At 50.7% G+C, this 17553-nt stretch carries 13 protein-coding genes, 3 pseudogenes and 1 riboswitch; of the genes and pseudogenes, 10 read left to right on the forward strand and 6 right to left on the reverse strand.

Translation table 11 applies throughout. From position 1 onward, the window contains the following. The first annotated feature begins 97 nt into the window (after window positions 1–97). From H4F65_RS16260 to yegS, 3 genes are all read left to right on the forward strand, one after another. On the forward strand, window positions 98–1057 hold the full coding sequence (locus H4F65_RS16260) for a glutathione S-transferase family protein (protein WP_010279931.1): 960 nt from the start codon (window positions 98–100) through the stop codon (window positions 1055–1057). Window positions 1058–1269: 212 nt separating this feature from the next. Next, window positions 1270–2631 (forward strand): prephenate-dependent tRNA uridine(34) hydroxylase TrhP, encoded by a 1362-nt coding sequence (trhP, locus tag H4F65_RS16265; protein ID WP_010279935.1) that lies wholly within the window; start codon window positions 1270–1272, stop codon window positions 2629–2631. A 430-nt stretch (window positions 2632–3061) separates the two neighbouring features. Beyond that, window positions 3062–3961 (forward strand): lipid kinase YegS, encoded by a 900-nt coding sequence (gene yegS / locus H4F65_RS16270; RefSeq protein WP_010279939.1) that lies wholly within the window; start codon window positions 3062–3064, stop codon window positions 3959–3961. Window positions 3962–3989: 28 nt separating this feature from the next. On the opposite strand, the gene psiE is transcribed toward yegS, so the two are convergent. The 3 genes from psiE to thiM all read right to left on the reverse strand — a co-directional run bounded on the left by psiE (window position 3990) and on the right by thiM (window position 6200). Then, complete coding sequence (gene psiE / locus H4F65_RS16275) at window positions 3990–4397, reverse strand: phosphate-starvation-inducible protein PsiE (protein ID WP_010279946.1); 408 nt, start codon at window positions 4395–4397, stop codon at window positions 3990–3992. Window positions 4398–4605: 208 nt separating this feature from the next. Beyond that, entirely contained in the window at window positions 4606–5409 is an 804-nt protein-coding gene (gene thiD / locus H4F65_RS16280; protein ID WP_010279950.1) for a bifunctional hydroxymethylpyrimidine kinase/phosphomethylpyrimidine kinase, read from the reverse strand. After that, on the reverse strand, window positions 5406–6200 hold the full coding sequence (gene thiM, locus H4F65_RS16285; RefSeq protein WP_010279954.1) for a hydroxyethylthiazole kinase: 795 nt from the start codon (window positions 6198–6200) through the stop codon (window positions 5406–5408). The genes thiD and thiM overlap by 4 nt, the downstream gene beginning before the upstream one ends. 37 nt (window positions 6201–6237) lie before the next feature. Next, a riboswitch (TPP riboswitch) is annotated at window positions 6238–6334 on the reverse strand. A gap of 159 nt (window positions 6335–6493) precedes the next feature. On the opposite strand from thiM, the gene ahr reads away from it, so the two are divergent. Then, the gene (gene ahr / locus H4F65_RS16290; protein ID WP_010279957.1) at window positions 6494–7513 is read left to right on the forward strand and encodes an NADPH-dependent aldehyde reductase Ahr; all 1020 of its coding nucleotides are present in this window, start codon (window positions 6494–6496) and stop codon (window positions 7511–7513) included. Window positions 7514–7656: 143 nt separating this feature from the next. After that, window positions 7657–8580 carry a GGDEF domain-containing protein gene (locus H4F65_RS16295; RefSeq protein ID WP_010279961.1) on the forward strand — a complete coding sequence of 308 codons (924 nt, stop codon included), beginning with the start codon at window positions 7657–7659 and terminating at the stop codon, window positions 8578–8580. A 325-nt stretch (window positions 8581–8905) separates the two neighbouring features. Here the strand turns inward: H4F65_RS16295 and H4F65_RS16300 are convergent, their stop codons facing one another. After that, window positions 8906–9673: a sulfite exporter TauE/SafE family protein gene (locus H4F65_RS16300; RefSeq protein ID WP_172645008.1), complete on the reverse strand. Its 768-nt coding sequence runs from the start codon at window positions 9671–9673 to the stop codon at window positions 8906–8908. 89 nt (window positions 9674–9762) lie between these two features. Here H4F65_RS16300 and H4F65_RS16305 point away from each other — a divergent pair, with 89 nt between their 5' ends. Further along, the gene (locus H4F65_RS16305) at window positions 9763–10803 is read left to right on the forward strand and encodes a LysR family transcriptional regulator (RefSeq protein ID WP_236146223.1); all 1041 of its coding nucleotides are present in this window, start codon (window positions 9763–9765) and stop codon (window positions 10801–10803) included. 16 nt (window positions 10804–10819) lie between these two features. Here the strand turns inward: H4F65_RS16305 and H4F65_RS16310 are convergent, their stop codons facing one another. Continuing rightward, the gene (locus H4F65_RS16310; protein ID WP_010279972.1) at window positions 10820–11593 is read right to left on the reverse strand and encodes a DUF3750 domain-containing protein; all 774 of its coding nucleotides are present in this window, start codon (window positions 11591–11593) and stop codon (window positions 10820–10822) included. Window positions 11594–12186: 593 nt separating this feature from the next. On the opposite strand from H4F65_RS16310, the pseudogene H4F65_RS16315 reads away from it, so the two are divergent. Then, window positions 12187–12903 (forward strand): annotated as a pseudogene (locus H4F65_RS16315) (linear amide C-N hydrolase); the annotation flags it as partial. A 200-nt stretch (window positions 12904–13103) separates the two neighbouring features. After that, the gene (locus H4F65_RS16320; protein ID WP_236146222.1) at window positions 13104–15149 is read left to right on the forward strand and encodes a discoidin domain-containing protein; all 2046 of its coding nucleotides are present in this window, start codon (window positions 13104–13106) and stop codon (window positions 15147–15149) included. Window positions 15150–15290: 141 nt separating this feature from the next. Here the strand turns inward: H4F65_RS16320 and H4F65_RS16325 are convergent. Continuing rightward, window positions 15291–15597 (reverse strand): annotated as a pseudogene (locus H4F65_RS16325) (YciI family protein). Window positions 15598–15689: 92 nt separating this feature from the next. On the opposite strand from H4F65_RS16325, the pseudogene H4F65_RS16330 reads away from it, so the two are divergent. Together H4F65_RS16330 and H4F65_RS16335 are read left to right on the forward strand one after the other, a co-directional pair. Further along, window positions 15690–15928, forward strand: a pseudogene (locus H4F65_RS16330) (helix-turn-helix domain-containing protein); the annotation flags it as partial. 105 nt (window positions 15929–16033) lie between these two features. Next, complete coding sequence (locus tag H4F65_RS16335) at window positions 16034–17503, forward strand: SEL1-like repeat protein (protein WP_010279982.1); 1470 nt, start codon at window positions 16034–16036, stop codon at window positions 17501–17503. The last annotated feature ends 50 nt before the right edge of the window (window positions 17504–17553 follow it).

The raw sequence follows: 17553 nt of genomic DNA on the forward strand, positions 1-17553 counted from the left end.
CTGTTACTCTTTTAAGCCTACAATAATAACGGGTATCACTCCCGCACGGCGTGCGGGACTTGGGTCACCTGCAACAGAACAGATAAGGGGAAAAACGATGTCAGGCTTAGTGAATGGCAAATGGGTTAACGGCGATGTCGCGGCGGAAGAGATCAAAAACGGGGCATTCCACCGTGAAGAAACCAAATTTCGGCAAACCGAGCTGGTGCCAGAAGCCGGTCGTTACCAGCTTTTTGTTTCCTATCTCTGCCCGTGGGCGTCGCGCACGCTGATTTTCCGCAAGCTGAAAGGGCTGGAGAATATCATTTCGCTCTCCGTTGCCAACCCGCGCATCGCGGATAACGGTTGGGAATTTGACACCCCGCAGGATGCCGGCGAGCACGTGGGTGAGATTCACTACCTGCACCAGCTCTACACCGCCAGCGTGCCCGACTATACCGGAAAGGTATCGGTCCCTGTGCTGTGGGATCGGGTAGAAGGTCGCATCGTGAATAACGAATCGGCGGATATCATCCGCATGCTGAACAGCGAATTTAACGATCTGACCGGTAACCACCTCGATTTCTACCCGTCGGAACTGCGCGCTGAGATCGACCGCTGGAACGAAACCGTCTACCACAACGTCAACAACGGCGTGTATAAGACTGGGTTCGCCAAAACGCAAGAACACTATAACGATGCCGTCACCACGCTCTTCGCCACGCTGGACGAACTGGACGACCATCTGGGCAGCCACCATTATATGCTCGGCGACACACTGACCGAGGCCGACTGGCGTCTGTTTGTGACGCTGGTGCGTTTTGACGTGGCCTACCACGGCGCGTTCAAATGTAACCTGAAGCGCATTGCCGACTACCCGAACCTGTCGAACTACCTGCGCGAACTGTATCAGTGGCCGGGCGTCGCGGAGACGGTCAATATCGACCACATCAAAGCAGGCTATTACGGTATTGCCTGGCTGAACCCGACGCAGATTGTGCCGGTTGGTCCACAGGTCGATTTATATCAGCTCCACAACCGCGACACGTTCGGAAAATCCCGTATCGCGACGCGTTAATCCTACTTTATCCGGCCTGCTCTATTAACGGCAGGCCATTCTTTATTTAGGTCAAAAAATTGATTTACGTCAAACAATTGATTTACGTCAAACAATAGGCCCACGTTTCGTGTGCCGTCTACTGCAATTTCCCCCTATTAGCGCTAGAATCCTCCGCCTTTACTGCTCCCGCCGTGGAGCAGCCTGACTTGTGATCAGAATCGAGAGATACCATGTTTAAACCGGAACTGCTTTCTCCGGCCGGTACGCTGAAAAATATGCGCTACGCCTTTGCCTATGGCGCGGACGCAATTTATGCCGGTCAACCCCGCTACAGCCTGCGCGTGCGCAATAACGAATTCAACCATCAGACGCTGGCGCAAGCCATTAACGAAGCGCATGAACTGGGCAAGAAATTCTACGTCGTCGTTAACATCGCGCCGCACAATGCCAAACTGAAAACCTTCCTGCGTGACCTGCAACCCGTGATCGAAATGGGGCCAGATGCGCTGATCATGTCCGATCCGGGCCTGATTATGCTGGTGCGGGAAAACTTCCCACAGATGGATATTCACCTTTCCGTTCAGGCCAACGCGGTCAACTGGGCGACGGTGAAATTCTGGCAGCAAATGGGGCTGACGCGTGTGATTCTGTCCCGCGAACTGTCGCTGGAAGAGATTGCAGAAATCCGCCAGAACGTCCCAGATATGGAACTGGAGATCTTCGTTCACGGCGCGCTGTGTATGGCGTATTCCGGTCGCTGCCTGCTGTCCGGCTACATCAACAAACGCGATCCGAATCAGGGTACCTGCACCAACGCCTGCCGCTGGGAATATAAGGTTCAGGAAGGTAAAGAGGACGAGGTCGGGAATATCGTCCATCAGCACGAACCTATCGCAGTGAAAAACGTTGAACCCGCGCTGGGCATCGGCGAACCGACTGACAAAGTCTTTATGCTGGAAGAAAACATGCGTCCCGGCGAGTACATGAGTGCATTTGAAGATGAGCACGGCACCTACATCATGAACTCCCGCGATCTGCGCGCCATTCAGCACGTTGAACGCCTGACGCAAATGCAGGTTCATTCGCTGAAAATCGAAGGCCGCACCAAGTCATTCTATTATTGCGCCCGTACCGCACAGGTTTATCGTCGCGCTATTGACGATGCTGTCGCAGGGAAACCGTTCGACCCAACGCTACTGGAAACGCTGGAAGGTCTTGCACACCGTGGCTATACCGAAGGCTTCCTGCGTCGCCACGTGCATGAAGATTACCAGAACTACGACTACGGCTATTCTGTTTCCGATCGTCAGCAGTTTGTTGGTGAATTCACCGGCGTACGCCGCGATGGGCTGGCAGAAGTCAATGTGAAGAACAAATTTTCCTGCGGCGACAGCGTGGAGATGATGACGCCAAACGGCAATATTCAATTCACCATCGACACTATGCAGAATGTTAAAGGCCAACCGACCGATGTGGCACCGGGTAACGGCCATATCGTTTATCTGCCCGTGCCGGACGATGTCTCGCTGGATTATGCGTTACTGCTGCGCAATCTGCCGGGCACCACCACGCGCAACCCTAACGTGGAATAAATCGGTAATATCGCCGGATGCCCAACCATCCGGCTATCCCGTTCGTCAGCCCCTCTTTCCTTTACGGTATGCCCCCCTATCACCGCACCTTCCCTGCTACGAATAAGTGCATCAGCCGCCCGAGGGTATCGTTACAAAGCTCAGGGCTTTTTAACGAATATTAGAAACAGATCACATCAATTCGCCGCTCTTGTGGTTAATATTGCGTCGCTGAGAAAACATAGAACGAAAAATAAGCGTAGTGATACTACTAGGAACCACCTCCTTGGCCAGCTCAATCTCCCTTGAGCTGGCTTTTCTTTTTCTTCCGCTCACGCATTTTCCCACCGCACACATTCACCGACTCTTCTGATATCTGTCTGCCTATTTAGTGTCTATGATTAACTGCAACATTTCTGTATTAACAACATCGCAGCCAGAGAAAGACGACATGGAAAAAAATCCAATCACACTGCTGATTTTGAATGGAAAAAGTTCGGGTAATGAAGAACTTCGCGAAGCCATTGATGAGCTACGCAAGGACGGCTATACGCTGCATGTTCGCGTAACCTGGGAATACGGTGATGCCAAACGCTATGTAGAAGAGGCGATTCAGCTTAACGCGGATAACGTGATCGCCGCCGGTGGCGACGGTACCGTCAATGAGGTCGCCGCTGCCTTAGCGGTGCAGTCGGAAACGGTGCGTCCGTGTCTGGGAATTGTGCCGCTGGGCACCGCCAACGATTTTGCCACCAGCTGTCAGATTCCGATGGAGATGCACAACGCGCTAACACTGGCGATCAAAGGCCGCGCTACCGCGATTGATATCGCCAAGGTGAACGACGAACACTATTTCATCAACATGGCGACGGGCGGCTTTGCCACACGCATTACCACCGAGACGCCAGCCAAAATGAAGGCGGCGCTGGGGAGTGCTTCTTACGTGCTGCATGCGCTCTTTCGCATGGACATGCTGCAAGCCGAGCGCTGTGAGATTCGTGGGCCAGATTTTCACTGGGAAGGCGATACGCTGGTTATCGCGGTGGGGAACGGTCGTCAGGCTGGCGGTGGACAGGAACTTTGCCCAGAAGCGCTAATTAACGATGGGCTGCTGGAACTGAGCGTGCTGTCAGCAAAAGAGCTGCTGCCCAATATGCTTCAAGCCTGGTTTACCGGCAGCGAAAACCAGAACATGATTTCCGCTACCCTGCCTTGGCTGGAGATTACCGCACCAGACGACATGACGTTTAATCTGGACGGCGAGCCGCTCACCGCCAAACGCTTCCGCATCGAAGTGCTTCCTGCGGCGATTCACTGTCGGTTGCCACCGCAATGCTCGCTGCTGGAATAGCGGCACGTTTTGACTATTCCTGTTTCAATTATTCCCGCTTCAGGCGATTACTGTTTGCCAGGTACAGCGTCACCACCAGCAGCAGGATCGCCGCGGAATAGACCAGCGTATCCGACGGGCTTTTGTGATCGACAATAATCAGGCGAATGATGGCCGTGATGCCGATGTAGATAAAGTAGCGCAGCGGGAAGTGATAGCCGGACTGGAAATACTTCACGATCAGCGCGATGAACTCGAAATACAAGAAATAGATCACAATGCCTTCTATCAGCTGATAGGAGGAGTCTTTCTCGTTAGAGATCAACAGCACCTTCGCCAGATGAAACGTTTCCTTGACTAAAAAAATCACCAAAATGATCGCCAGCACCAGCAGGCCGATATTGAGTATCGTCTGAAGCGCCTTGGCAGCCATCGCACTGCGAGCAGAACCTGCCATATGTTATCCCCACACCCTATTTCACATTAACGCCAAGATTTCACAGCAAAGTAACCGGACGACCGTGCGCTGTCTACGCCGAAACACGCTTAATTTAGTTTGAAATTACTGGCAAATGTATCACGCAAAGTACAAGTCAATTTACTTATACCCGCCATACGTCAAACGGCAGGAGCCGGCAGCGCGAAAGAGTGAGGGCATATAATATTTACCACCAGCGATGGAAGTGATGGACAGGGCCTATTCCGTGCCCGACCTCCAGCGTGTCGGCCTGCTGTAACGCCTGCTGTAAATAGTCCTTCGCTGCCTTGACCGTCTCCCCCCAGCTAGCGTGACGTGGTCGCAGCGCCGCCAGCGCGGCGGACAGCGTGCAGCCAGTGCCGTGCGTATGACGCGTCTTCACGCGCGGAGAGCTAAAGCGCTGCGGTTCAGCCTGACGGCTGAACAGCCAGTCCGGGCTTTCCGCTTCGCTGAGGTGACCGCCTTTCATCAGCACCGCCTGGCAGCCCATCGCCAGCAGCGCTTCCCCCTGCTCACGCATTTCCCGCTCGTTGGTGGCCGGTGACGTATTCAGCAGCGCCGCGGCTTCCGGCAAGTTGGGCGTAATCAGGGACACCAGCGGCAGCAGTTCACGACGGATCGACTCCACCGCCTCCGGCGCGAGTAGCGGATCGCCACTTTTCGCCAGCATCACGGTGTCCAGCACCACGAAAGGCACGGCGTAATGGCGCAGGCGTTCGGCAACGGTTTCAACAATATCGGTCTGCGCCAGCATCCCAATCTTGACGCTGTCGATACGCACATCGCTCAACACGGAGTCCAACTGCGCCGCGACAAAATCCGGTTCAATCCGGTAGACGGACTGCACGCCGCGCGTATTTTGCGCCACCAGCGCAGTAATGACCGAGGTGCCGTAAGCGCCCAAGGCTGAAAACGTTTTTAAATCCGCCTGAATCCCCGCACCGCCGCTCGGATCGGTGCCCGCAATCGTCAACGCATTGATACGCTTCATGCCAGATCCTCCGCGCGCAGGGTATAAAGTCTATCGAGGAAGTTGGGAATAAAACTCCCCGAGCCTTGCGACACCGAAGCCGCCTGCTGACCCGCTAACGCCATGACATAGCACGCCGCCGCCACGTGGGATAAACGATCACCTTTCAGGCAACAGAAACCCGCGACGACCGCCGACAGCGCACAGCCCGTCCCGACCACGCGCGTCATCATGCTATCGCCGCCGGATACCGCGATATCTCGCTTACCGTCCGTGACATAATCCACCACGCCGGTCACCGCAACAATGGTTCCCACTTGCAGAGCCAGCTCGCGTGCAGCAGGGAGCGCCGCCAGCGAATCATCGGCGCTATCCACGCCCCGTCCTTGTGCGGTTAAGCCCGCCAGCGCCATGATTTCAGACGCATTGCCGCGAATCGCCGCAGGTTTCCACGTCAGCAGTTCGCGGCAAAATTCAGTACGAAAGGTCAAACCGCCTACCGCAACCGGATCAAGCACCCACGGTGTATTCGCCTGACGCGCGCTCTTTACCGCCGCTCGCATCGCCTCAGCACGCGAGCGCTCCAGCGTTCCGACATTAATCAGCAGCGCATCGGCTACTGCGCTGAACTGCGCGGCTTCTTCGGGATCGACCACCATCGCAGGCGACGCATTCAGCGCCAGCAGCACATTAGCAGTAAAAGATTGCACCACATCGTTAGTCAGACAGTGGACCAGCGGCGCGGCAGAACGAAATTGAGTGAGTGATGTTGCTGCCTGAGCGGCAGAAAAGTCGGTGGGTCGCGTGTTCATAAGTCTCCCAACCGGCGTGGAAGAAGGCGGCAACCGGTGGGGCATACCGTGACTTCCCTACGCTGGCATTATCCAGATCAGGTGGTACGGGTATTTCTCAGCCTTCACAAAGAAGGGCACCCCGAGTCATTTACTACGTTTGGGAGCATAAGTAAGTGAGTAACGTAAAGCAAGTGCTGCCCGCTCCCTTCCCCACCTGACACAAAATGAAAAACCACAGGCACGTTGTGACATAGAGAAAAATGCCATAACCCTTTAGACTGGTTAATCAAACCCATACTGAGGAAATTGTGATGACGATAATCAAGAGTTATGCCGCACCGGAAGCGGGCGCAGCGCTGGAGTTGTATGAGTTTGATGCGGGTGAACTTCAGGCGGAAGACGTTGAAGTCGTGGTTGATTACTGCGGCGTATGCCACTCCGATCTCTCGATGATCGATAACGAATGGGGCATGTCGAGCTATCCGCTAGTTGCCGGGCATGAAGTGATTGGTCGTGTGCACGCGCTAGGCGACGCAGCGAAAAGCAAAGGGTTAAAGGTGGGTCAGCGTGTCGGTATTGGCTGGACAGCACGCAGCTGTGGGCACTGCGATGCCTGTATCAGCGGCAGTCAAACCAACTGCCAGCAAGGCAGCGTACCGACAATTCTGAATAAAGGCGGTTTTGCCAATAAGATTCGCGCGAACTGGCAGTGGGCTATCCCGCTTCCCGATTCCATTGATATCGAATCTGCGGGTCCGTTGCTGTGCGGCGGCATTACCGTGTTCAAACCGCTGCTAATGCATCATGTCACCGCAACCAGCCGCGTCGGCGTGATCGGTATCGGTGGCCTGGGACATATCGCGATTAAGCTCCTGCACGCGATGGGCTGTGAAGTCACGGCGTTCAGCTCTAACCCAGCTAAAGAGCAGGAAGTGCGGGCGATGGGGGCCGATAAGGTCGTCAACAGCCGCGATCCGCAGGCGCTGACCGCACTGGCAGGCCAGTTCGATCTCATCATCAACACCGTGAGCGTCGATCTGGAATGGCAGCCCTACTTCAACGCACTCGCCTATAACGGGAAATTCCATACCGTAGGCGCGGTAATGAAGCCGTTCAGCGTTCCAGCCTTCACGCTTATCGCAGGTGACCGAAGCGTTTCCGGCTCTTCTACCGGCTCACCGCATGAGCTGCGTTCCCTGATGAAGCTCGCCGCGCGCGCCAACGTGAAGCCACAGACGGAACTGTTCCCGATGTCGAAAATCAACGATGCTATCCAGCACGTACGTGACGGCAAAGCCCGCTACCGCGTTGTACTAAAAGCGGATTTTTAATCGCTAAAGACGCCTGAGCGATCGGGCGTCTGCTTTTTGCACATCTGTTCAACCCACGTCATTCTCTGGGTTACACCACGATTCTAAATGTATTCAATAGGTTTCATGATAGGATTGAAAGGTGATGCAAGAGGAGATCCGCAATGCCTTTTAAAGAATATGACCACGACTTTATTGATAGAAATAAGAAAGCCTCCTCGTCTGTCAGGCTCGCCCTGTTATTCTCTGCGTTAGTCATTATATTCAACCTCGTATTCTTCAAACACCGCGACTTTCAGGAGCAACTGCATAATAATCCGGGTGCTTATACCGACTCGATTGCACTGATTTTTCTTTTTTTTATCTTGTCCTGCACCAGTAAAATCTCACTTAGCCATACCTCAGCCTTATCCATTCGCCTCGGGCTGCACGTCTGGATATGCTCAGCCACGTTTGACTTGATGGATGAATTTATCTATCAGCCCAAGCTGGTTGGGTATTATGTTGAGGATATGCTGAGAATTATTGGTATGTTTGGCGTCGGGTTTGGTGTCTATACCCTGATACAGCAAATCAATAATAAGTATGTCGAAGCCAGAATACAGTCATTCAGCGATGAACTCACACAGCTTCCTAATCGTCGGTTTTTTATTAATGAATTAAAAAAGCTCGAAGCGAAAACACCCTATTTATTTATTATCGACATCGACAATTTCAAAGTCATTAATGATAAATATGGACATACGAAAGGCGACGAAGTATTAAGCAAATTTGGTCACATACTCTCCCGCTTCGATAACAGTGAGGTGGTCGCAACCCGAATCGGTGGCGAAGAGTTCGCGATTATTTTGTATGCCGGAACGCAGGATCGGGCAGAGAAGCTGGCAAGAGAAGTACTCAAAAATGCGAACAAAATCATTATCAAGAATATGCACCACCTTTCAGTCAGCATTGGAGCCGGTAAAAAACAGCCGCAGGAACCTACCGAACATTTTATGAAACGCGTGGACATCGCGCTTTACCAGGCTAAAAATACCGGTAAAGGCAAAGTGGAATGGGCTCTGGAGCCGAAGGAAAAAACGCAGTAGCCCGCCTCCCACCATACCAATAACACGGCTGCATGGACGCGCCGTCCGCTAAAAAACATCAATGCCATTTTCGCTGAAATAAAAACGGGAAAATAACAGTCCGCCTGGTGTTTAATCTATCAAAGCAAGAAGCGATTTTTATATAAAAGGGATACCACAGTGCTATCCCTTTTATTTTCTTTATAGCTTAGCTAAGCGCTTGGGTATTACCGAGGCACACAAGCTGCTTACTTTTAATACAGTAAACTTCGACGTCTGGGCTGGGTAGCGGTCTATTTAAAGAAATAAGTATGCGTTAACAATGATAACCAGAACGCTCACCGCATTATCTCAGCACCAGCATAGTAATTCCCACGCCGATCAGCATCAGGCAAAACGCGGCTCGCAGGTAGGCAACCGGTAATTTATGGGCAACCGCAACTCCCCACGACACGCTGACAATTCCGCCCAACGCCAGTGGTAAACCGATACTCCAGTCAACGTTACCCGCTTGCGAATAAGATAACAGCGCCGCCAGTGCACCCGGTACCACGAGTATCAGCGCCATGCCCTGCGCCTGCGTTTGCGCAAAAGCAAACAGCGTGACCAGAACGGGCACGACGACCAACCCGCCACCGACGGTAAAAATACCGGACATAAATCCGCTCGCCACGCCGAGTAGCGGCAGGTATTTGGTCGACAGTACAATCTCCGACGTTTGACTGCGTTTTTTGTTATACCACTGCCACATGTAGTACGCCGCCAGCACCAGCAGGAAAGTGGCAAAGGCACGCTGAAGGTTGTGAACATCAATCGATGAAGCGATGTGGGCGGCAAGGTAGGCAGACCCAGTAGCAAACGCACACATGGTCAACGCCACCCGCGTATCGATGCGGTTGCGCTGGCGATAGCGTAGAAAACCAATCAGTACGTTAGGTGTAATCATCACCAGCGCGGTTCCCTGCGCCATATGCTGATCCATCCCGAAGAGCACGCCCAGAATCGGAATCGCGATAAGCCCACCGCCAATCCCTAGCATTCCTCCGCAAAATCCCAGCCCGATACCCAAAAGTAGACACAACAAAATATCGCTGAACATCATTAAGCTAAACATAAAACAACCAAATAACCCATAGGGCAAAAAGAGGGAGGACAGCGCCATCCTAGGCGCAGATCTGCGTTTTGATAATCCCTGAATACTCAATGACCCTTTCCTGTCAGGAAAACCATCCGCTGTGCTACATTACAGCGTGCCATAAGAAATCTGCCCGCATGATGCGCGATATCAATATGCCAGTCATTGGCCTGCTTTTCTGCCCTGCTGAGGAAGCTCGAACTATCATGATTAACCCCACACACTTTGACCTCCAGTCGCTCCGCATCTTTTTGCAGGTTGCCCAGACCGGCAGCCTGACCAAAGCGGCAGATAAGTTCCACATCACGCTTTCTGCCCTGAGCAAGCGTATCGCCGAACTGGAACGTACTGTGGACTGTGCGCTGTTCATCCGAATGCCGCGCGGCCTGACGCTAACCCCGGCAGGCAAGGAATTGGTGAATCATGCACGCAACGTGTTAAGCAACGTGGAGCGCATGGCGAGTGAAATGAACGACTACGCCGTTGGCGTGCGCGGCCACGTACACATGTGGGCAAATACCTCGGCGATTATTCAGTTTCTTCCACAGGATTTGGCGTCATTCCTTCTGGCCCGACCGCTGATTCGTATTAACCTGGAGGAAAAGCTCAGTAAGACCGTAGTAACGGCACTCGCGATGGGTGAAGCCGATATCGGTATCTTCGCTGACAATGTCGGCTCACAGGGGGTCGAGAAGATTCCTTATCGTCAGGACAAGCTTGTCGTACTCGTTCCGCCGCAGCATCCGCTTTCCACGCGGCCAGAAGTCAGCTTTAACGAGACGCTGGGTTATGACTATGTCGGCCTCAATAACGGCAGTTCGTTGCTGAAACAGCTGAAAGACGCTTCGGATGAACTGGGGAGAGTGCTGCGCCTGCGGGTGCAGGTCAGCAGCTTTGACGGCATTTGTCGCATGATCGAAGCAGGACTGGGGATCAGCGTCTTGCCAGAGGGCGCGATTCGCCCAGGCGTGCTCGGCACCGGGTTACGCGCCATCAGCCTCACCGACGAATGGGCTTCACGCCAGCTCTGGCTGGGTGTGAAATCCGGCGCGACATTGCAACCCGAAGTCGCCAATCTGCTGACACATCTGCGACAATGCGGCGTGTAAAGGTGAAGCGCTACCCTCAGCCCTCTTCGCTGCCCGTTTTTTCATAGCCGAGGCGGCCAACAAAAGGTAAACGCAACGCAGGCGGGTTCATATCCACGCCCATGTTCAGCCCCAGAATGTTGGCCTCGATTCCCTCTTCAAGGCCCATCGTGATACCCAGCACGCCTAGCAGCGAAATCTGCACACCGCTTCCCGATGGCGACAGTCCAACCGGTCGCGTGATCGGGCGGTAATCTTTGCCAATGGCATTAGCGGGCATATCCAGCTTGAGCGCGGGCACTTCGCGGCCAATGTGCGCCAGAAACGTATTGCTGTTCGGCCCCGGCCAGGCGTGATAGGTATTCGGCCACGGATAGCTTTTGATCGCAGCCTCAATCTGCGGGATCATGGCTTCCGCCTTGTCGCCACGGTGATCCACCAGCAGCTTCGGTTTCGCGCCATACCAATACGCATCCGCCACCGAACGATTAAGACGGACGACGTTATCACTCCCCCAGCTCACGACTTCATAGCGGCGATATTGAGTTCCCCCCGCGTTCTTGAAAATGATCCACGGATGTACCGCCACCAGCCCACGCCAGCCGTATGTCGGAGCAGCATAAACCTGCACGATAGCAGTCTGGCGAAATTGCACAGGGTTAGGTGCTAAGCCGGAAGAATCACGTTTGGCAGACCACCAGCTTTGCCCATTAAACGTTTCGCCATTACGCGTTGACTGCGCCCAGCTTTGCCAAAAAGACAACAACAGCACACAAATAAACCCAATCCCCAAGAATTTGAGGTACGTCATAGGCCAGATAGCTCACTGAAAAGAGGGAACGGAATCGATACGTCTGCAGGCAAGAACCCACAGTGAAAATCGGTCAAAAAATCACGCTGCCAGTTTACTGCCAGTTGGCGGTAAGGTTAAAGCATTGGGTGAAATATTGACCTATTTTTACGTTGTGTGAGTACGACGACAACCGTCTCAAGGCATTTTCATGCAATGTTCGTTACAGTGTGGGGATTAATTGAAAATCAACATAAAATAAACGAACCATCAAAAATACATTCCCATTGAATAATAATAAATAAACTAATCAGCATGCATCGTCATATTTATTTTTATAGCCACTACCTCACATAAATAAATCACTGACTATACTCGTCATACTTCAAGCTGCTTGTGCGTTGGCTTTCCTTAAATACTCGGCCCGTCGTGGGCCTCACCCTAAAGGGCCGCTGCAAGCAGCGTTCAAATCTGCTCCCGGCAGATTTGTCATCCCAGTCACTTACCTGAGTAAGCTCCTGGGATTCATGCGGTTGCCGCCTTCACGCAACTCGAATTTTTTAGAGTAAATAATTAGCGGTAATATTAGTGAACTCCCCCTCTGAGAATAAACGTGGGCACAATACGTGTTGGATAATTTTGCTACCGTCGATGAAGCCGTCAAGTCGCTGCAAGAGGAAAAATTTACACTGGTCACAAAAGACTTACCGCATCAGGATAGAAAAGCAACGCTGCACCTCTCCTTATCCGATTCATCCGGTGACAGTGCAATTATTGAATATATCGACGGCAAGCAGGTCATTCACCATGATCCAAAATATCAGGTGATGACCAACTCGCCGGCTTTCGATCAGCAGTTGGCGCTGAATGCCTATTGGGATCAGATAGGTGGCAATGTGATGTTGCCAGGAACGAACCGCGCCGCCGATCGCTTTGTTCGCGCCTCGTTCTATGTGAAAAATGTTGCCCCCAATAAACTCATTCCAGGGGTAGCGGAAAAAAGTAAAATAGAAAAAGATAAGGCGGACTTAGCCACCGCATTCAGTATTATACGTAATACATCTGTTCCTTATGGTTATTCCTTACCGAATATGCCGAATATTTCCTCAACGCGCTGGCGCACTGTTATAGACCATAAATCGCTACAATACTTCTTTGAATCTGCCGTATCGCCTAATATCTTTTGGGTCGATTTGAAAAAAATTGACTTTGCTCCGCGTGACGGGAAAGCAGCAAAATTAGACTTAGGGCCAAACCAAAGCACCATTTATTCTGGTCAGGCTTCCGAGCACTTTAAGCCCGCTACGCCGTTTAAATTCGCAGGGCTGTAAATAATAGAATTATTTACGATATTATTTTTATTCCACGATGATGTTAAAGCGCCATGATCCCATGGCGCTTTTGCGTTATGCCATCAAATGCTCACAGGTTGATCACTCCAATAAACTATTTAGTAAACCGCTTTAAAATATCCCTTCCGTTGAATAAAGGATAATTTTCACGAAAATCAACCAACGGAGTAATAAAATTTATGAAAAATTTCAATATCGAAATTAACGTGTGTGACAGTACAGGAAAATCAACCTGCACCGTTCATCCACCAGTTAACGTTGATCACCACACTTGTTGCAATACAAACAGCCAGTGCGAAGAGAATCCAAACATCTCTGGCGTTTCCTCCGTATTCGGACGCACGGGTGTCGTAACAGCACAATCAGGCGATTACACAGCAGATGAGATCACAGAGACGGCAACAAGAAAGTTTGTCACACCTGATGAAAAGTCCGTATGGAATGCAAAGCAATCTGCATTAATTTCTGGCACTAATATTCGGACGCTTTTTGGACAATCTTTGCTCGGCAGCGGAGATTTTTCACCGACTCCCGCTCAAATGGGTGCAGCGGCTGCAGTACATACCCATACAACATCAGATATCACGGACTATACGCAAAAAACCAAACAGCTGATTGCTGACTCGCTTGAAGCTGGAAGTGGCGTAACGTTAAGCCAAAATGCCTCTAATGGCAAAACGATAATCAGCGCGACGGTCAACAGCGGTTCAGGTAACGGAGGGTATACCGTTGTTAATAAAGCGGGCGCAGCAGCAGGTGAAAATCATTTATTCAACATTAGCTCTCAGACATCCTACGCGTATGACGCATATGCACTGAAAGAAGAAAAAGGCACAAGCAATCAAACCTATCTGGTAGATGACTTCGATAGCGCCAGCAAACTTAACTATAACAGTACGAGCGCAGTAAAATTTAACGGCTCTGTGACCCCCTTTACTGGTGATACGTACGAGTTGCAACAAAATGGTGGTTTCCACAGCGCTGAAATACAAGCTGATGGGGAATTTCTTTCGATCGCCCCAGAGACCAGCACGTCTATTATTCCGGCCATGACATCAGACACGGCGCCTACCGGTTATGTCGCAAGCGCCTCCAATTTTGCGGTCTCTACCGCAGCCTTTCACCCTTATGTCGCTTTCGATGGAAAAGACAATATCGGAGAATGGCCAGACTGCTGGAGTACCGATAACCAGTGGCAGCCATCTGTAGCGAACCCACACTGGTTGCGGATCGACCTTCCAGAAGGAAAATCAGTTCTCAGCTATCAGATGGTTAACCGCTCAAGAAATGAATTAGGCAACCCTAAATCCTGGAAATTTCAGGGAAGCAATGATAACGGCGGAACATGGGATACCCTACACGAGGTTACAGACAGCGCAGACAATAGTCCCGGAAGTAAAAGAAGCTATAAGCTTGGCACAACCGTCACCTATAAAAGCTATCGGTTGCTGATTACGGCCAAAAATGGAAGCCAGCCATTTACTACACTGGCCGAGCTAAATTTATTTTCCCCGATTGGTCGGTTTGTGATTCACTCAAACAGTAAATATTACGGGGTAACCAACGGTGTATTATCAGAAATCCCAGGTGAGTTAACCAAAGAAAAAATTGATCAGTATGGTGTTTTCAGCCTGGATACATTCCCGACGTCCGGGACAGCGCTCACCGCGCCGGTCAAAATCGTTTCAAACGAAAAACTGAAGGTAAAAACGACATATATTCCTTTCCCACAAATCGTGTTACCCAAAGAACTGATGTCTGCCAGCGCATGGGAGAAAATTAATTCTGCAACATTAACGGCGGTACAAACTAATGCAGGCAAAGTTCGCGTCGCAGTCTCACGCGATCTGAAAGATTGGTTCACATGGGATGGTGCAGCATGGCTATCTATTGGCTCGCTCTCTGCCGATACGACGGGTGCAACAGCATTAATTCAGAGTGGCATGACGCCAGCCGCTTTAAATGCAGTAACAGCGGCACAATGGGGACAACTTTTTACTTCAACAAATAATGTACCGGACCGTATCGCCTTTGCCTTTGCATTGGATGTCACCGATCCAGCAGTCGATGTTTCTTCCATCGATAAACTGACATTAAATGTCGATAATGCTTCATCCTGGAAATTGCAAACGCCAGCTGAAGTAGAAATTCGTTGGAATAGCAATAGCATCACATTCCGCACTGTGACAGCCGGGAATTACAAACTCGCTTATCAACACCCGTAATTATTTAATTAAATTCTTAAGCCGCTGTTTCAGCGGCTTTTTTATTGGATTTACATTAGAACAATGCCGAATAACGTCCATTAAATTTATTGTATTTTAGTGCGCGAGTAAAATAGCCAGATTGCCATTATAACTCTAACACTACAGCGCCTTCGCATTCCCTGCCCATTCTCTATAGAAATGGCTCGAACAGAGCCTAAAATCGATTGCCTTTATCTCTGCTTTAACTAATCCCAGATTAACAAACGGATCGTCGGCCAGAATATACTCCATATCAGAAAGTTCTAACCCGTAGGCTAAAATATCCCCCGTGCCGTCATCCAGCAGGATGGGTAAAAATAACACTTCCTTTTTCAATATTATCAGCCAGCCATTTTTTGTGTGCGTCAATACTCTTTTCAAGTTCATCTTTCGGGCTGGCGTAATACAGCGTAATGGCATAGAGCATGATTGCTACCTCATGATTATTGAACGGCTATAGATGTGATAACGAAATGAATAAAGGTTTTCACACTATGAATTTCACTATTATTCTGGATGGTTACGGCGGAAAGCCCGAAAAGCTTTATTACCCGCGTCAGGGTCGAGATGGCCTGCCTGCTGCTTGAAAAACCGATGACCAATATCAAGCAAGTCGCCACCGAATACGGTTACAGTGAAGACACCGCATTTAGACGTACCTTTCCCAGCAGATGAAGATGACACCAGCCCAGTTCAGAAAGTGGGCGCTGTTGAGGAATAATAAACCGGACACGTTGGATAATGAGGACGGCGATTAAGGAGGTGGTTCTGAAAAACACGACTTACGCTAAACCCCCGCCTTGATCGACACCTTTGCTACACATTGCTATTCACTCAGGGAACGCATTAAGGACATAAAATTGATGATAAGGAAAACCGTTATTGCCACGCTGATCGGCCTGTCGGCGGCATCCATCAGTCAGGCAAATGACAACGTAGATATGCTCTACGAACGCCTCACGCAGCAGGATGCTGATGCATTAACCGCGTTGACGACATTAGCGAAAGACAACGACCCGCAGGCATTGAGTACGCTGGGGTTCATCTATGAATACGGCATCACCGTCCCGCAGAATACTACGCAAGCGATCCAGTATTATCAGCAGGCCTGTGAAATAGATGGCAATTTTGGCTGCTACAACGTCTGGTATTTTTATCAATACGGCAAAGGTGTGGCGCAGGATAAAGCACGCGCCAAACAGTTTGCAGACAAAATGAATCAAACCGATCTCAAACTGGGTGTTGAGGTCATAAACACAATCACCCGCTCCATTTATAACGCTAAAGCCGCTGCGGAAAGCGATATATCTAATCGCCCTCGCTTGATTCAGGCAGTAAAAAGATACTTAAGCAGCAGCGATGATGAAACCCAGCGCTTCTTCAGCCGTATCGGTTTTAGCCAGCAGGATATTCTGCGGCTAGCCATAGCCTGGGCAAAGGATGGCGATCCAGAAATGAATTTCCTTGTCGGCCATCTCTATAACTTTGGCTATGGCGATATTGAAAATGAAAATATTGAAGCCCTGAAATGGTTCCGTGTCGCGGCAGAGGGCGGTCAACGGGATGCCCAGAATATACTCGGTCTGGCGTACGAAGAAGGAAGATGGGGCGTTAACATTGACGGAGATGAAGCGCTTAAATGGTATGAACGTGCTGCCAGCCAGGGCGATAACACTGCGCAGATAAATCTGGGCAAGATGTATTACACGGGCTTACGAGTCAGAACCGATTACCAAAAAGCCTATTCACTGTTCGAACGGACTTATAAAAATAACGTTCGTAATGCCGGCAACTATTTATCCCAGATGTATTACAACGGGCAGTATGTTGAGGCTGATTGCCATCAAGCCAAAAAGTATTACGAAGAAACGACCAGAACACCAGACAATAATTATTTTCGTCAGTGTGAGAAAGATAAAAAAGAGAGAAAGGCAACGCACAGTGAATTACCGATCTTAACGTTAAAGCATGAATCAATCTTCCTTGGCGGAAAGGACACACCGTATCAATGCGAGCTTAATTTCTCTATCAATACGAATAAATTAGGCGAAGTCGCCAATTTTCGCGCCACGCTGCAACTCAGAAACAGCGAGGGCGCATCCACCGAACAAACGCTCGCTTTCCCTGTGTTTGGGGCCAATAGCCTCGATGCCGAAACGATTGGAGAGCAATACATCGTGTCCCGGAAGTCTGCACTCATACCTATGCACCAACCCGGTTTTTGCCAGTTCAGCGATCTGAAATTTCAGGTCACCTCCGCGACTGCCACGATTAACGGCGAGGAGGTGGATGTGCTTAAGGCAGGAATATTGAGGCAACAGGAAAAGCGTTAACACTCAGGATTAATGCTCGATTTTCTATACTGATAGCCCAGAGATCTGGG

Source organism: Pectobacterium brasiliense (assembly GCF_016950255.1).
Classification (GTDB): domain Bacteria; phylum Pseudomonadota; class Gammaproteobacteria; order Enterobacterales; family Enterobacteriaceae; genus Pectobacterium; species Pectobacterium brasiliense.

Coding starts and splice junctions, on each gene's coding strand:
- H4F65_RS16310 (WP_010279972.1), bottom strand. CDS start 11,593: ATGACGTACCTCAAATTCTTGGGGATTGGGTTTATTTGTGTGCTGTTG.
- trhP (WP_010279935.1), top strand. CDS start 1,270: ATGTTTAAACCGGAACTGCTTTCTCCGGCCGGTACGCTGAAAAATATG.
- H4F65_RS16305 (WP_236146223.1), top strand. CDS start 9,763: ATGACCCTTTCCTGTCAGGAAAACCATCCGCTGTGCTACATTACAGCG.
- thiD (WP_010279950.1), bottom strand. CDS start 5,409: ATGAAGCGTATCAATGCGTTGACGATTGCGGGCACCGATCCGAGCGGC.
- psiE (WP_010279946.1), bottom strand. CDS start 4,397: ATGGCAGGTTCTGCTCGCAGTGCGATGGCTGCCAAGGCGCTTCAGACG.
- yegS (WP_010279939.1), top strand. CDS start 3,062: ATGGAAAAAAATCCAATCACACTGCTGATTTTGAATGGAAAAAGTTCG.
- H4F65_RS16260 (WP_010279931.1), top strand. CDS start 98: ATGTCAGGCTTAGTGAATGGCAAATGGGTTAACGGCGATGTCGCGGCG.
- H4F65_RS16320 (WP_236146222.1), top strand. CDS start 13,104: ATGAAAAATTTCAATATCGAAATTAACGTGTGTGACAGTACAGGAAAA.
- H4F65_RS16295 (WP_010279961.1), top strand. CDS start 7,657: ATGCCTTTTAAAGAATATGACCACGACTTTATTGATAGAAATAAGAAA.
- H4F65_RS16300 (WP_172645008.1), bottom strand. CDS start 9,673: ATGTTTAGCTTAATGATGTTCAGCGATATTTTGTTGTGTCTACTTTTG.
- H4F65_RS16335 (WP_010279982.1), top strand. CDS start 16,034: ATGATAAGGAAAACCGTTATTGCCACGCTGATCGGCCTGTCGGCGGCA.
- ahr (WP_010279957.1), top strand. CDS start 6,494: ATGACGATAATCAAGAGTTATGCCGCACCGGAAGCGGGCGCAGCGCTG.
- thiM (WP_010279954.1), bottom strand. CDS start 6,200: ATGAACACGCGACCCACCGACTTTTCTGCCGCTCAGGCAGCAACATCA.